This is a genomic window from Streptomyces sp. NPDC057654, assembly GCF_042800135.1.
Classification (GTDB): Bacteria; Actinomycetota; Actinomycetes; order Streptomycetales; family Streptomycetaceae; genus Streptomyces.
Window position 1 is genome coordinate 1 of record NZ_JBHVHQ010000126.1, and the last position, 14,114, is coordinate 14,114.

12 protein-coding genes are annotated in these 14,114 nt (G+C 73.8%); 6 read left to right on the top strand and 6 right to left on the bottom strand.

Annotated features, from left to right (window positions below):
• The coding region (locus tag ACFU99_RS12955; RefSeq protein ID WP_384390036.1) for a TetR family transcriptional regulator at window positions 1–799 on the bottom strand (799 nt) is incomplete at its 3' end.
• Between the two features lie 112 nt (window positions 800–911).
• A complete protein-coding gene (locus tag ACFU99_RS12960) occupies window positions 912–2,753 on the bottom strand; it encodes a 3-hydroxyacyl-CoA dehydrogenase family protein (protein ID WP_384390039.1) in 1,842 nt (613 codons plus the stop codon).
• A gap of 293 nt (window positions 2,754–3,046) precedes the next feature.
• On the opposite strand from ACFU99_RS12960, the gene ACFU99_RS12965 reads away from it, so the two are divergent.
• Complete coding sequence (locus ACFU99_RS12965; RefSeq protein ID WP_384390042.1) at window positions 3,047–3,682, top strand: HEAT repeat domain-containing protein; 636 nt, start codon at window positions 3,047–3,049, stop codon at window positions 3,680–3,682.
• Here the strand turns inward: ACFU99_RS12965 and ACFU99_RS12970 are convergent.
• The 3 genes from ACFU99_RS12970 to ACFU99_RS12980 form a co-directional block, all read right to left on the bottom strand.
• The gene (locus ACFU99_RS12970; protein ID WP_384390067.1) at window positions 3,652–4,185 is read right to left on the bottom strand and encodes a GNAT family N-acetyltransferase; all 534 of its coding nucleotides are present in this window, start codon (window positions 4,183–4,185) and stop codon (window positions 3,652–3,654) included. The genes ACFU99_RS12965 and ACFU99_RS12970 overlap by 31 nt on opposite strands.
• A 41-nt stretch (window positions 4,186–4,226) precedes the next feature.
• On the bottom strand, window positions 4,227–4,625 hold the full coding sequence (locus ACFU99_RS12975) for a RidA family protein (protein WP_384390045.1): 399 nt from the start codon (window positions 4,623–4,625) through the stop codon (window positions 4,227–4,229).
• 173 nt (window positions 4,626–4,798) lie between these two features.
• Window positions 4,799–5,608 carry a phosphotransferase family protein gene (locus ACFU99_RS12980; protein ID WP_384390047.1) on the bottom strand — a complete coding sequence of 270 codons (810 nt, stop codon included), beginning with the start codon at window positions 5,606–5,608 and terminating at the stop codon, window positions 4,799–4,801.
• Window positions 5,609–5,762: 154 nt separating this feature from the next.
• Here ACFU99_RS12980 and ACFU99_RS12985 point away from each other — a divergent pair, with 154 nt between their 5' ends.
• The 4 genes from ACFU99_RS12985 to ACFU99_RS13000 all read left to right on the top strand — a co-directional run bounded on the left by ACFU99_RS12985 (window position 5,763) and on the right by ACFU99_RS13000 (window position 12,378).
• On the top strand, window positions 5,763–6,206 hold the full coding sequence (locus ACFU99_RS12985) for an SRPBCC family protein (RefSeq protein ID WP_384390050.1): 444 nt from the start codon (window positions 5,763–5,765) through the stop codon (window positions 6,204–6,206).
• A 237-nt stretch (window positions 6,207–6,443) separates the two neighbouring features.
• The gene (locus tag ACFU99_RS12990) at window positions 6,444–8,876 is read left to right on the top strand and encodes an MFS transporter (RefSeq protein ID WP_384390053.1); all 2,433 of its coding nucleotides are present in this window, start codon (window positions 6,444–6,446) and stop codon (window positions 8,874–8,876) included.
• Window positions 8,877–9,029: 153 nt separating this feature from the next.
• Window positions 9,030–11,471, top strand: a complete 2,442-nt coding sequence (locus tag ACFU99_RS12995) for a SpoIIE family protein phosphatase (protein ID WP_384390056.1) — start codon at window positions 9,030–9,032, stop codon at window positions 11,469–11,471.
• 184 nt (window positions 11,472–11,655) lie between these two features.
• Complete coding sequence (locus tag ACFU99_RS13000) at window positions 11,656–12,378, top strand: class I SAM-dependent methyltransferase (RefSeq protein WP_384390058.1); 723 nt, start codon at window positions 11,656–11,658, stop codon at window positions 12,376–12,378.
• Between the two features lie 130 nt (window positions 12,379–12,508).
• Here the strand turns inward: ACFU99_RS13000 and ACFU99_RS13005 are convergent, their stop codons facing one another.
• On the bottom strand, window positions 12,509–13,351 hold the full coding sequence (locus ACFU99_RS13005; RefSeq protein ID WP_384390061.1) for a fumarylacetoacetate hydrolase family protein: 843 nt from the start codon (window positions 13,349–13,351) through the stop codon (window positions 12,509–12,511).
• 260 nt (window positions 13,352–13,611) lie between these two features.
• Here ACFU99_RS13005 and ACFU99_RS13010 point away from each other — a divergent pair.
• On the top strand, window positions 13,612–14,114 hold a 503-nt coding region (locus ACFU99_RS13010; protein WP_384390064.1), incomplete at its 3' end, for a helix-turn-helix domain-containing protein.

Here is a 14,114-nt window from a genome sequence, read left to right on the forward strand (position 1 = left end):
TCTCGATGGTGCGCATGACCTCTTCCAGGGGGGCGTCCGTGCGCGCCACCGTCACCAGCACCTCGCCGTTCGTACGGGCCGTGGCCGCCGTCGGCCGCTCGCTGCCCGGCCGCGCGCCGATGCCCGTGCCGAAGGTCTCGCGGACGATCCCGAAGGCGTGGTCGAGCTGCGCCTCCACGTCGCCCACCCCGCCCGCGCGCAGCCACCGGCGCAGTACGTGGTTGTGGGCGGTGACCACGGCGGAGGCGGCGACCTCGGCCAGCAGCGGGTCGTCGTCGCCGACATGGTGCGCGCCCTCGTCGAAGTGGCCCAGCAGATAGCGGGTGAAGAGCCGCTCGTAACGGGCCACCGAGGCGATCTCGCGCTCCCGCAGGGCCGGCACCTCGCGGGTCAGCCGGTAGCGCTCGACGGACACGGCCGGGGAGGCCGCGTACATCCGCATGACCTCCTTGATGCCCCGGCACACGGTGTCCAGCGGGTTCTCGTGCGCGGGGGCGGCATCCAGCACCGCCTCCGCCCGCACCAGGGTGTCGTCGTGGTCGGGGAAGATCGCCTCTTCCTTGGAGCGGAAGTGACGGAAGAACGTCCGGCGGGCGACCCCCGCGGCGGCCGCGATCTCGTCGACGGTCGTCGCCTCGTAGCCCTTCGTGGCGAACAACTCCATGGCGGCCGCGGCCAATTTGCGGCGCATGGCGAGACGCTGGGCCGCGGCGCGGCGGCTGCTCGCGCTCTCCGTGCCGTCAGCGGTCTCATGATTCGTCGAACGCAGCGTACGAGCGGACTTAACGGGCTGGGACATGTGGGGAACGTAACACGCGGCCGTATGCGTGTGCCGGGGCGGACTGCTGACCGGTTCGAGCAGCCCGCCCCACCCCCCTTTCCCGTCGGGGGACCCGCCGTGCGCCCCGCCGTCAGCGGCGGGCATACTCGCGGAAGCCGCGCCCCGTCTTGCACCCCAGGCACCCCGCGGCGACCAGGTGTTCCAGCAGCGGCGCGGGGGCCAGTCCCGGGTCGCGGAACTCGCGGTGCAGGACCTTCTCGATGGCCAGCGAGACATCGAGGCCGACCACGTCGAGGAGTTCGAAGGGCCCCATCGGATAGCCGCCGCCGAGCTTCATCGCGGCGTCGATGTCGTCCAGCGTCGCGTAGTGCTCCTGCACCATCTTGATCGCGTTGTTGAGGTACGGGAACAGCAGCGCGTTGACGATGAACCCCGCCCGGTCACCGCAGTCCACCGGGTGCTTGCGGACGCGCGCGCACACGTCGCGGACGGTGGCGTGGGCGTCGTCGGAGGTCAGGACCGTACGGACCACCTCGACGAGCTTCATGGCCGGGGCCGGGTTGAAGAAGTGCATGCCGACCACGTCCCGCGGGCGCGACGTGGCGCGGGCGCAGGCGATGACGGGCAGCGAGGAGGTGGTCGTGGCCAGCACCGCGCCGGGCCGGCAGACCTTGTCGAGCGCCGCGAAGACCTCCTGCTTGACCGTCAGCTCCTCGGCGACCGCCTCGACGGCGAGGTCCGCGTCTCCGAGCGCGTCCAGGGTCGCGGCGGGGGTGATCGCGGCCAGCGCCGCGTCCCGCGCCTCGGCGGTCAGCCGCCCCTTGTCGACCGAGCGGCCGAGCGACTTCGCGATCCGGGCCGTCGCCGCCGCGGCCTTCTCCGGGGAGCGGGCCACGAGGACGACCGGGTAGCCGGACTTGGCGAAGACCTCGGCGATGCCGGAGGCCATGGTGCCAGAGCCCACGACGCCCACGGACCGCACCTCGCGGCCCGGGGCGGGCGCGGCGGTCGGGGCGACGGGACCGGCCGGGTCCGGGACGGTACGGGCGCTGCCCGGCGCCTCGTACGTGTAGAAGCCGCGGCCGGACTTGCGGCCGGTCAGCCCGGCCTCGGCGAGCTGGCCCAGAACGGGGGCGGGCGCGTGCAGCCGGTCGTGCGAGGCGCTGTACATCGCCTCCAGGACCGTACGGGCCGTGTCCACGCCGATCAGGTCGAGCAGCGCGAGCGGGCCCATCGGCAGGCCGCAGCCCAGCTTCATGGCCGCGTCGATGTCCTCGCGGGACGCGTACCGGGACTCGTACATGGCGGCGGCCTGGTTGAGGTAACCGAACAGCAGCCCGTCCGCGACGAAGCCGGGCCGGTCGCCGACCGCGACGGGCTCCTTGCCCAGTTCGCGGGCGAGAGCGGTGACGGCGGTGACGGCGGCGGGCGCGGTCAGCACGCTGGAGACCACCTCGACCAGCTTCATGGCCGGGGCCGGATTGAAGAAGTGCAACCCCAGGACGCGTTCGGGGCGGGCCGAGTCCGCGGCGAGCCGGGTCACCGAGAGCGCGTTGGTGCCGGTGGCCAGGATGGTGTCCGGCCGGACCAGGGCGTCGAGTGCGGTGAACACCTCGTGCTTGAGCGCGTACTCCTCCGGTACGACCTCGATGACCAGGTCGGCGTCGGCGGCGCTACGCAGATCGGCGCAGGTGCGGAAGCGGGAGAGGAGGTCCCTGCGTGCGGGTTCGGTGAAACGCTCGCGCTCGACGGCACGGGCGGTGGAGGCTTCGAGGGACGCCACGGCCCGTGCGGCCGCCGCGTCGCTGACGTCGATCCCGACGACCTCACGGCCGGCGCGGGCGAGGACTTCGGCGATGCCGCAGCCCATGGTGCCGAGGCCGACGACGGCGATCTTGCGCAGCGGGCGCACGGCGGGTGCGGAGGAGGGGGAGGTGAGGGAGGAGGGATCAGGGGTGGACAGACGGTCCATCGCGAGACTCCAGGGAGAGTTCCCCGACAGCAGGGGGGAAGTGACGACTGTGGAGTTTCCGGGTACGCGCAAAGTGCGCCCGGAGAAAGGGAGTTGAACGATCGGCGGGGCCCTGTCCCGGGGCCGCGCCGTACTGGGGTGCCGAACCGACTGCACGCCGTGGCGGCTGCGTCACCAGGCCGCCCGAGCAGGGGTGCTGCTCTCCTTTGGAGGTTAACTCACGGGTAACCGAGGCCGCCAGTGGTCGGCACGCGAATTACGCTGTGGCACGGGCCACTCGGGAGGAGCGGGAAATGGAAGAGGAATTCCGTGCGCTGCTGGAACGAGTATGGGGACAGCTGGGCTCCCCGGCGGAGGTGAGGGCCTACCAGGGCGTGCTCGACCTGCTGCGCGACCACCGTCCCGCCGAGCACCGGGAAGACCTCGCGCGGATACTCGTCGAATCCGGCCGCCCCCTGTGGGCGCGCGAGATCGCCGCCTACGCGCTGGGCGTACGCGGCGACCGGCGCGCCTTCGAACCGCTGGTCATGCTCCTCAACTACCGCGACCCGGTCAGCTGCGCCTGCGCCGCCCGTGCCCTCGCCCGGCTCCGCGACCCCCGCACCGCGCGCGCCGCCGCCGCCCTCGCCACCAATGAGCTGCGCACCGCCTACGCCCTGTACCCCATCCGGCTGCTCACCGAGCTCCGCGCACCCGAGTCCGTACCCGCCCTGCTGGCCACCCTGAACCGGCTGCTGGCCGCGCCCGACCACTACTGGCCGATCGCGCGCGCCTGCGTCGAAGGGCTGGGCGCGCTCGGCGACCGGAGCGCCGTGGAGACCCTGAACGCGGCCCGCCGCCACGAGCGGCTGCGGCCGGCGGCCGACGAGGCCCTGGCCCAGCTCTCCGGCCAGGCGGCTCAGAACGTGCGCCCGACCTCCAGCGCGTAACGCACCTCCGGCACCGGCACCCCGGCCACCTCGTACGCCTCCGCACCGCCGTCCGCCGCGAAACCGGCGCGCTCGTAGAAGCGGCGGGCACGGGCGTTGTCCCGCACCACCCACAGCAGGAGCCGCGAGAACCCCCGCTCGGCGGCGCCCGCGAGCGAGGCGGCGGTCAGGGCGCGCCCGATCCCGGCGCCGATCAGCTCGGGCCGCACATACAGCGCGTACAACTCCCCGTCGCCGGGTACGGCGTCGCCGTCCCGAGCGGCCCCGAAGCACGCCCAGCCGGTGACGGCCCCGGCGTCCTCCGCCACGAGATTCGTCACGGCTGAACCGGCCGTACCGGCGCGTGCGAAGAACTCCCTCAGCCGCTCGGCGTTCTCGCGCACGCTCAGCCCGTCGAGATACGCCTGCGGCATGATCCCGGCGTACGCGAACCGCCACCCCCGCACCCGTATCCGCGCCACCGCGTCGATGTCCCCGGCCGTCATCTCCCGTACCCGCACCATGCGCGGCACGCTAATGGCGCCTTGCGCGCCCCGCCACGGAGTTACTCGCCCACCAGGGCGAACGCCTCGATCTCCAGCAGCAGGTCCGGCCGGGCCAGGGCCGCGACCTGGACGGCGGAACAGGCCGGCGGGCGGGTCATGTCCAGGACCTCGTCGCGCGCGACCCGGATGGCGGGCAGGATCGCGATGTCCGTGACGAAGAACGTCATCTTCATTACGTCGTCGAACGTCGCCCCCGCCTCGGCGAGACACCGCCCCAGATTGGCGAAGACCTGCCGCGCCTGCGCCTCGGCATCCCCCTCACCGACCAGCGCGCCCTCAGCGTCGAGCGCTATCTGCCCGGCCACGGCGACGAACCGGCCGGCGCCCCAGACGACATGGCTGTAGCCGTTGCCGGGCGCCAGCCCTTCGGGCACCGGGGAGTGGTGGAGCTGGGTCATATGGAGGCCCCCTTCAGAGCTTCAGACCTTCAGAGCAAGGTCAATTGCGGGTGTTCGGGGCGAGCGTAGGCGACGACGCGAGTCCGGGGACGCGGCGGTGGGCGCCGGGGGCGTACGGGCCGATGCCGTGCCGGCCCGTTTCCGGTCGGCGGCTCGCGGGGCGCCCGGGGTGGTCAGTCGCGCACGCGGTGGGCGGCCCAGGTCTTCGCCGCTGTGTGCACGCGGTGCGTCCACGGGTCGGGGTCGTGCTCGGCGATCTCGGCCCAGACGTTCTCGTTGGCCGCGGCGAAGGCGTCGACGGCGGCCGGACGAACCGCGCGGAAGGCGGGGATGCGCGTGGCCCACTGTTCGGCGCTCGCGGGCGGGTGGCCGCCTTCGGCGATGAGCCAGACGACCCAGTAACCGGCGTCCAGCCACGGAGCGCCCCGGGTGGCCCACGCCCAGTCGACGAGCCATGCCTGTCCTCGGCCGACCAGGATGTTGCCGGGGTTGGGGTCGGTATGGAGGAGGGCATCGCCGGCGAAGTGTCCGAGAGCGCTGGCGGGTGCGTAGTTGCGCAGCCGGTGTTCGGCCCGCTTCAGTTCCACGCCGTCTGGTGCCCGTAGGGCCGACAACCGTTCCAGGGTGGCGGCGACGAGCGGAAGATCCTCGGAGCTCGGCGAATAGTCGGCTTGGCGGCCGCTCAGGGCGTCGAAGGCGACGAGATCCCATCCACCGGCCTCGACGCGCCACCGCGCACGCGGGGAGATTCCTTCCACGTACGGGCTCACTGCCGCTTCCCGCTCCTGCGTCCACACGCGGGGATGGCCGACGGGCAGCCCCTTGATGTACAGCTCGCCCTGCTCGGTGGCGAGACGCGCGGCGAGGGCGGAGTTGAAACCGGACGACACCGTGGCGGCGTGCAGGATCGGGCCCGTACGGGCGGTGACCGCGTCCTGGACATCGGCGGGCAGGTCGCTGAAGTGGATGCGCTCGGTCGGCATGGCGGAACTCTTGCAGAGAGACGGGTGCCCCTTCGAATGGGAACGCGCGTTCCCATTGGCGGCGGGGGCCCAGGATTTGGGCGGGTGTGGGGATGGTGGTTGGCTGTGGCGCACAGGCCGGGTACGGCACGGACACGACGTCGGAGGAAGAGTCATGGGCCAGGTCGAGGCCACCACGGAGCGGATCATCGCGGCGGACCCGGAGGAGGTGTTCGACGCGCTCGCCGACTACACCGGCACCCGCGCCAAGCTGCTGCCCGAGCACTTCAGCGAGTACGAGGTGCGCGAGGGCGGCGACGGCAAGGGCACGGTCGTCCACTGGAAGCTCCAGGCCACCAGCAAGCGCGTCCGCGACTGCCTGCTGGAGGTGGACGAGCCGACCGACGGGCAGCTCGTCGAGAAGGACCGCAACTCCTCCATGGTCACCACCTGGACCGTCACCCCCTCCGGCGAGGGCAAGGCCCGCGTGGTCGCCACCACCACCTGGGACGGCGCGGGCGGCATCGGCGGGTTCTTCGAGCGCACCTTCGCCCCCAAGGGGCTCGGCCGGATCTACGACGCGATTCTCGTGCGGCTCGCCGACGAGGTGGAGAAGTAACGGTGCGGAAGTAGCCACGGGCGCCGGAGCGGCCCGGCCGTGACGGCCCGCTCGCGGGCTCACCGATTCGAGTGGTTTTCATAGCGGCGCGCCAACGCGCCGCAGCCGCTCCTACCGGCCCGAAGGCCCGCCGGACGTCCCTCCCCCGCGAATCATCGCGCTTGTCTGCGTTTGCTCAGGGTCGCCATGAAATGCGACAACAGGGCGGCTTAGCAGGCGCGATGAGGGGAGCAGCACGTGAGCGGGACCATCTGGGCGGCGGAGGACGAACACCTCCTCGCACCCGAGAGCGGGCCCGCGAGCCCACCCTCCGAGCGCCGCCCGCCCGCGGCGGGCACCCGCGGCTCGCTCCGCGCGCGGCTCGTCCGCGCCGCCCTCCTCGCCGCGCTGCTGCTCACCGCGGCCCTCGCCGCGCTCGACCAGAGCCTCGTGGCCGCCGCGCTGCCCGGCGTCGCCCGCGACCTGCGCGGCGGCCCCGGCGTCTCCTGGGCCGTCACGGCCCACCTCCTCGCCTGCGCCGCCGTCCTGCCCGTAGCCGGCAAGCTCGGCGACGTCCTCGGCCGCAAACGCGTCCTCGTCGCCGCGCTCGCCCTCTTCATCGCCGCGAGTGCGCTGGCGGGCTGGTCCCGGACCGCGCAGGAACTGACCGGCTTCCGCGCCCTTCAGGGCATCGGTGCCGGCGGACTGCTCGCCACCGTCCCCGCGGTCCTCGCCGACCTCGTGCCGCCGCGCCGCCGCGGCCGCTGGTACGCGCTGCTCGGTACGGTCACGGGCGCGGCCCTCGTGGCGGGCCCCGCGCTCGGCGAGCGGCTCGTCGAAGCCGAACACGCCTCCTGGCGCTGGTGCTTCGCCCTCGGCGCCCCCGTCGGCCTCTGCGCCCTCGCCGTCGTCGCTCTCGCCCTCAGACTGCCCCGGCCCGAGCGACGGCCCCGGCCCGACCTCCTCGGCGCGCTGCTGCTCGCCGCCGCCTCCGGCTGCCTGATCCTCCTGGCCGTCTGGGGCGGTACGGAGTACGCCTGGACCTCCCGCGTCACCCTCGGGCTCGGCGCGGGCGCCCTCGGCACCCTGCTGCTGTTCGCCGTCACCGAGCACTACGCCGCCGAACCGCTGCTCCCCCCGCGCCTCCTGCGCGACCCGGCCTTCGCCGCCGCCGGGCTCCTCAGCGCACTCCTCGGAGCGGCGCTCGCGGCGGCCGGTGCGCTCCCGTCATACCTTCAGAGCACCCGACTCCAGGGCGGCCACGCCCTCGGCGCCGCCGAACTGCTGCTGCCGCTGCTCGGCGGCATCGCCCTCGCCGCCCTCGCCGCGGGCCCGATCGCCGACCGCACCGGCCGCCACCGGCCCCTCGCCGCGCTCGGCGCCGCCCTCCTCGCGACCGGCGCCTACCTGCTCTCCGGCCACCTCGACGCGACCGCCTCCCGCACCGCCCTCGGCCTCTGGACGGCCGTGCTCGGCCTCGGCATCGGGCTGCTGCTGCCGGTGCTGACCCTCGCCGCGCAGAGCGCCGCGCGCGCCGCCGACCTCGGCGCCGCCACCGCAGCCGTCCACCACTTGAGGCTGCTCGGCGGCTGCCTCGGCGCGGCCCTCGCCGCCTCGGTGTTCACCAGCCGTCTCACCAGCCGTCTCACCGGCCCCTCGCACGGCATGGGCCTGCCTCCCGTCGACTCCCTCACCCCGCGGCTGCTGCACGCACTCCCCGCCGAACTGCGGGACAACTGCCTGCGGGCGTACACCGAGGCCGTGCCACGCACCTTCCTCCACCTCGTGCCGGTCCTCGCCCTCGGCTGCCTCCTCGCCTTCCTGCTGAAGGAGCGGCCCCCGGCCTCCGAGGCCCCGACGATCACCACCACGCCCGGCGCCATCCCGCCGCCCCGGCCCGCCCCCGCACCCCCGGCCCCCGCACCCCTGCTCACCGGCGTGGCCGTCACCGGCATCGTCCGCCGCGCCGACGGGGCCGCCGTGCCGCGCGCTGCGCTCACCCTCATCGACGCGACGGGCCGCCAGATCGGGCGCGGCATCAGCGAGCCGGACGGGCGGTACGCGCTCGCGGCCCCCGGCCCCGGCTCGTACGTCCTGGTCGCCGTCGCCGGGCGGCACCAGCCGCGCGCCGTGACCGTCGCCGTCGCCGACCGGCCCGTCACACTGGACCTCGTGCTCGGCGGCGCCGGACGGCTGGCGGGCACGGTGCTGACCGCCGACGGCTCGCCCGCCCCGGAGGCGCTGGTGACCCTCACCGACGCGTACGGCGAGGCCGTCGCCACGACCCGCAGCGGCCGCGACGGCGGCTACGCCCTGGCCGAACTGCCCGCCGGGGAGTACACGTTGGCCGCCGGAGCGCCCGGCTTCCGCCCCGCCGCGCTCCCGGTGACCGTCCAGCCGTCCCGCGAGACGCGCCAGGACATCGAGCTGGCGGGCGGCGCCGTGCTGCGCGGGACCGTACGGGCGGGCGGCGGGCGGCTCGTGGAGGAGGCCAGGGTCACGCTGCTGGACTCCGCGGGCAACGTCGTCGGCGCCGCCATGACGGGCGGCGACGGGATCTTCCGGTTCATCGGCCTGCCGGCCGGCGAGTACACCGTCATCGCGGCCGGATATCCGCCCGTCGCAACGGTTTTGCAGGTCATGGGCGGCGGCCGCACCGAGCGCGATCTTCAGCTCGGGTACGGGGACTGACGCCCGGCGCCCCCGGGAGGGCGGTGCGTCCGGCGCCCCGGGTGCGCCGGGCGCACCACCTATTCGTTCATTGCCGCACGCGGCGGCCCCGCGGGGCCTACCGTGGTAATGGTGGCGCAGATCGTGCGTACGTGTACGAAGGAGCAACCGCCCATGGACCGTACCGCGTCAGGCTCCGCCCTGGACACGGCGGCAGACGTGCCCGGGCGGATCCCGCTCGCGGTGATCGTCGTGGACTCCGCACGCCGGGTGACGCACTGGAGTTCGGGGGCGCGCAAGCTCTTCGGGCACACCCGCGAGGAGGCGGTGGGCCGGGCCGCCGTCGATCTGCTGCCCGTGGCGGGCGCGTTCGCCGACGCCGACTGGTCGGACCCCGACGCGTACGACAGCCTCGGCCAGGACCTCGACGCCTCGCTCGGCGGCGAAACGTCTTACCCCACCGCCGGGCGCGCCCGGATGACCGACACCGGGCGCGGGCCCGTGGACGTCGTGTGGTGGGCCTACCCGCTGGTCGGCCCGGGAGCCGAGCGGCTGCTCGTGCTGGCCGCGGACGCCGCGCAGCTGCACAGCACCGAGGACGAGCGCGTCGCACCGGGCTTCGGCCTGCACACGGACTTCGCGGAGGCGCGGCGGCTCGCCGAGCGGCTGCCCGACATCCTGCCCAACATGGGTCCCGCCGCGAGCAGCCGCATCGTCTCCCAAGTCCTCGAACTCGGCTACCCGGTGCTGGAGATCAGCCAGCAGGAGCGGGTGCCGGTCACCCCGGACTGGGGCATGCCCAAGTACATCGAGCGCCGCCGCCGTCGCCTCGCGCGCGGGGACGGCCAAAACAGCTCGGCCGACAGTTCGTCAGCAGCCAATGCAACTTGCGCTGTTGATGACACAGATCTCGAATACGCCGCCGTCCGCGAACACTTGGAATTCCTCAACGACGTCAGCGGGCGCATCGGCAGCTCCCTGGACCTCGCCCGTACGATCCGCGAGGTCACCAGCGCCGCCGTGCCCCGCTTCACCGACTTCGCCGGCACCCACCTGCGGGCGGCGGTCCTCGCGGGCGAGGGGTTCCCCGACGGGCCGCCCGACGTCACGACCGTCTGGCACCGGGTCTGGGTCGAGCACAACGACGAGCCGGGCCGCTGGGACGACACCGTGCCGGTCGGCGAGGCCATCGCCTTCCCCGCCGACACCCCGTTCTTCCAGTGCATGGTCACGGGCGAGCCGGTGCTGATCCCGCGCATCAGCGACGAGCTGGGCAACCGCATCTCCGAGCGGTTCGAGAAGCGGGACCTGCGCCCGCTGATCAACGGCCGGTCGATGCTGGTCGTACCGCTGAAGGCGCGCAATGTGGTGCTCGGCTTCATGGTGCTGATGCGCCGCGACGGGCGCGAGATCTTCAACGACATGGACCGCACGACCGGCGCCGAACTCGCCGCCCGCGCGGGGCTCGTGCTCGACAACGCCCGTATGTACACCTACCAGGAGAACGTGGCGGAGACGCTCCAGGACTCCATGCTGCCGCAGGTCGCCCCGCGCATGGCGGGCTGCGACGCCGCCACCCGCTATCTGCCGGGCACCCTGCTCGGCCGGGTCGGCGGCGACTGGTTCGACAGCATCAAGCTGTCCGGCTCGCGCACCGCCTTCGTCGTCGGCGACGTCATGGGCCACGGCCTCAACTCGGCTGCGATGATGGGGCAGTTGCGCACCGCCGTGCAGACCATGGCGGCGCTCGACCTGCCGCCCGCCCAGCTGATGCGCAACCTCGACGACCTCGCGCAGCGGCTCGGCGAGCACTACCTCGCCACCTGCCTGTACGCGGTCTACGACCCCATCCGCTCCGAGCTGCTCATCTCCAACGCGGGCCACATCCCGCCCGTGCTCGTACGGGCCGCCGACGGCCGCAGCGAGCTGTTGGAGCTGCCGACCGGCGCACCCGTCGGCGTCGGCGGGGTGCCCTTCGAGACGGCGAAGGTCCGCGTCGAGCCCGGCGACCGGCTCGTCCTGTGCACGGACGGCCTGGTCGAGGTGCGCGGCGCGGACATCGGCGAGGGGCTCGCCGCGCTGTGCGAGTCCGCCGCCCACCCCGCGGCCTCCATGGACGACGCCTGCGACACCATCATCCGCGCCCTGAACACGCGCGGCGGGCGCAAGGACGACGTGGCGCTGTTGATGGCCCGGCTCAACGGCATCCCCGCCGACGACGTCGCCGAATGGGAGCTGGCGACCGAGCCGCGCGAGGTGGGCCGCGCCCGGCGGCTCGTACGCGGGCAGCTGCTCGCGTGGGGCCTCGACGAGGCCGTGGAGACCGCCGAACTGCTCGTCAGCGAGGTCGTCACCAACGCCCTGCGGTACGCGCACGCCCCGAGCGTCGGCCTCCGGCTCGTCCGCAGCGACGCGCTGCTGTGCGAGGTCACCGACGACGACCAGAGTCTCCCGGCGCTGCTGACGGCGGGCCGCGACGACGAGTTCGGGCGCGGGCTGCATGTCGTGAGCAAACTGGCGCGGGAGTGGGGCGCGAGCCGGCCGGCGCGGGGGAAGACGGTCTGGTTCGAGCAGGCGCTGGGGCGGGTCGGCGTCCGGGCGCCGCTGAGCCGCTGAACGGCGCCGCTGAACATTCGGATGTCCGGCGCATCGGCTGGAGAATCTCGGAACACCAGGTGAAAGAAGTCCGCAAGCCCTTGCCCGGCCCCGTGCCGCGGCGGTACTCAGGATCTTGACGGTTCGCCGCGCCCGCCGGGCCCGGCGGGCCATCGGATCAATCGGACCCCTGGGGAGCGCGGCCATGAGCGTGTCGGACCGGTACAGAGACGCCTGGGAGAGCTATTGGAGCGATGTCTCCGACGCGCCCGGCGAGGCGATGTGGGACGCGGAGCCGGCGCTCAGCGCGGAGCCGCACCTGGCGCTGCTGGAGCCGTATACGGACCGTACGCTTCCGGTCGTCGACCTCGGCTGCGGCAACGGCACCCAGACCCGCTATCTGGCGACCCGCTACCCCCGCGCCGTCGGCGTGGACCTCTCGCACGCGGCCGTCGAGCACGCCCGCCGCGCGGATCCGGCCGGTACGGCCGAGTTCGAGCAGCTCAACCTGGTGGACGCGGCGGCGGTGCGGGCGCTGCACGAGCGGCTGGGCGACGCGGACGTCTATATGCGCGCGGTGATCCACCAGAGCGACCCCCAGGACCGCGCGCCGGTCGCCGCGGCGGTCGCCGCCCTGATCGGCCGGGGCGGGCGCGCCTTCGTCGGCGAGCTGACGCGTGCCTCCCGCGCGGTGATCGGCGAGGTGGCCAAGGCTCCCGGCGGCCCGCCGCCGAAGCTCGAAGCGGTCCTCGCGCACGGCCTGCGTCCGGCCGAGGCCGACGAGCGCGAGGTGTCGGACCTGCTGGAGGGGGCGGGGCTGGAGATCCTCGCCCAGGGTGCGACGACGCTGCCGCAGACCGAGTTCCGCGCGGACGGCACGCGGATCGACCTGCCGGCGGAGTGGTTCGTGGTGCGCGGGAGGGAGTGAGGCGGCGGGCTGGGGGAGGGTGCGGGTGTGTGGCTTGTACGGGCGTACGGGCACGTAGCCGGTACGGGCGTACGGGCGCGGGCTGCCGGGTGTGTGCGTGGCGGCCCGCGCCTTCTTCCGCGTCCGGCCCTCAGCCCGTGAAGCGCTGGCGCAACTCGCCGATGCCCTCGATGGTGGTGACCAGTTCGTCGCCGGGGGCCAGCCACCGCTGGGGGGTGCGGCCGAGGCCGACCCCGGCGGGGGTGCCGGTGAAGAGGATGTCGCCGGGGAGCAGCGGGAGGACGGCGGAGAGCCGGGAGACGAGGGCGGGGACGGAGAAGATGAGGTCGCGGGTGTGGCCCTTCTGGACCTCTTCGCCGTTGATGGCGCAGCGCAGTTCGAGGTCGTCGCGGTTGTCGAACTCGTCGGTGGTGACCAGTGACGGGCCGAGCGGTGCGAAGCCCGGGAAGGATTTCCCGAGGCTGAACTGCGGCGCGGGCCCGGCGAGTTGGCTCACCCGCTCGGAGATGTCCTGACCGACCGTCAGCCCCGCGACGTAGTCCCAGGCGTCGGCCTCGGCGACGTGGCGGGCCTCGCGTCCGATGACGGCGACCAGTTCGACCTCCCAGTCCGTGTGGCCGCCCGGCGGCAGCGCCACCTCGGTGACCGGCCCCGAGATGCTGGTGGCGAACTTGGTGAAGACCGGCGGCAGTCCCTCGGGCGTACCGAACCCCGACTCGGCGGCGTGGTCACGGTAGTTGAGGCCGATGGCCAGTACCTGACGGGGGCTCGGCGCGGGGGCGCCGAGGTCCTGCGGCGAGAAGGGGACGCCGTCGGAGAGATCGGCGGTCGCGGCCCAGTCGCGGAACTCCGCCCAGCGCCCGTACACGGCCTGGGGCTCGGCGGCGAAGAGGCCGCCGCTGGCCCGCTCCACGTCGACGGCCTTCCCCTCGTGCAGCAGGACGAGACGGCCGGAGAGGTTGGCGATACGCACGGGACGGCTCCTTGGGGCTGGGCGCGACGGGCTGACCGCCGGCCGGATCGTCAATCATCATGATGATTAGGGTGATACTCGCTCCGGTGCGCCCCCGCCGTCAAGGGGCGGCCGGGGGCGGTGTCTGAGGGTGCCTGAGCCATTCGCCCCTCACCCGTCACCGCCTGCCTCTCACCTGCCACCGCCCGCTCCGCACCCGACGGCGATTGGGGAAGCACGGAGGTTGTCGGTGTGCGGGAGGGGACGCCACGATCGGGCGCATGGGGAATCAGGGAAGTTGGCAGCCCGGAGAGTCCCACGACCTGTCGGCCTTCTTGGAGCTGCTGCGGCGGCTCAAGAAGAGGTCCGGGTTGTCGTACCGGCAACTCGAAGCGCGGGCGGCGGCGGCCGGGGACATCCTGCCGCGCAGCTCCGTATCCCAGATGCTCAACCGGGACCTGCCGCCGCGCCCCGAACTGTTGGCCGCCTTCGTGCGGGCCTGCGGAGAAGGAGACCGGGTCGCGGACTGGCTCGACGCCAGGGACCGGGTGGTCGGGGCCCACCGCGCCCGGCAATCGGCCGCGGCGGACGCCCCGGACCTGCCGGATCTTCCGGACGTGTCGGCTGTGTCAGCCGTGTCGTCTGCGGCGACGGCGGAGGCAGGCGGGGCGCGGATGTGGCTGCGGCGTCGGAGGGGCCGGCTGACCGCGATCGCCGTCGCCGCGGTGGTCGGCGCTCTCGCCCTCGTCGTCGCGCTGGTGACGTCCCCCGAGCGGCAGCGGGA

Coding starts and splice junctions, on each gene's coding strand:
- ACFU99_RS12985 (WP_384390050.1), top strand. CDS start 5,763: ATGGGCCAGGTCGAGGCCACCACGGAGCGGATCATCGCGGCGGACCCG.
- ACFU99_RS13000 (WP_384390058.1), top strand. CDS start 11,656: ATGAGCGTGTCGGACCGGTACAGAGACGCCTGGGAGAGCTATTGGAGC.
- ACFU99_RS12995 (WP_384390056.1), top strand. CDS start 9,030: ATGGACCGTACCGCGTCAGGCTCCGCCCTGGACACGGCGGCAGACGTG.
- ACFU99_RS12970 (WP_384390067.1), bottom strand. CDS start 4,185: ATGGTGCGGGTACGGGAGATGACGGCCGGGGACATCGACGCGGTGGCG.
- ACFU99_RS12960 (WP_384390039.1), bottom strand. CDS start 2,753: ATGGACCGTCTGTCCACCCCTGATCCCTCCTCCCTCACCTCCCCCTCC.
- ACFU99_RS12965 (WP_384390042.1), top strand. CDS start 3,047: ATGGAAGAGGAATTCCGTGCGCTGCTGGAACGAGTATGGGGACAGCTG.
- ACFU99_RS12975 (WP_384390045.1), bottom strand. CDS start 4,625: ATGACCCAGCTCCACCACTCCCCGGTGCCCGAAGGGCTGGCGCCCGGC.
- ACFU99_RS12980 (WP_384390047.1), bottom strand. CDS start 5,608: ATGCCGACCGAGCGCATCCACTTCAGCGACCTGCCCGCCGATGTCCAG.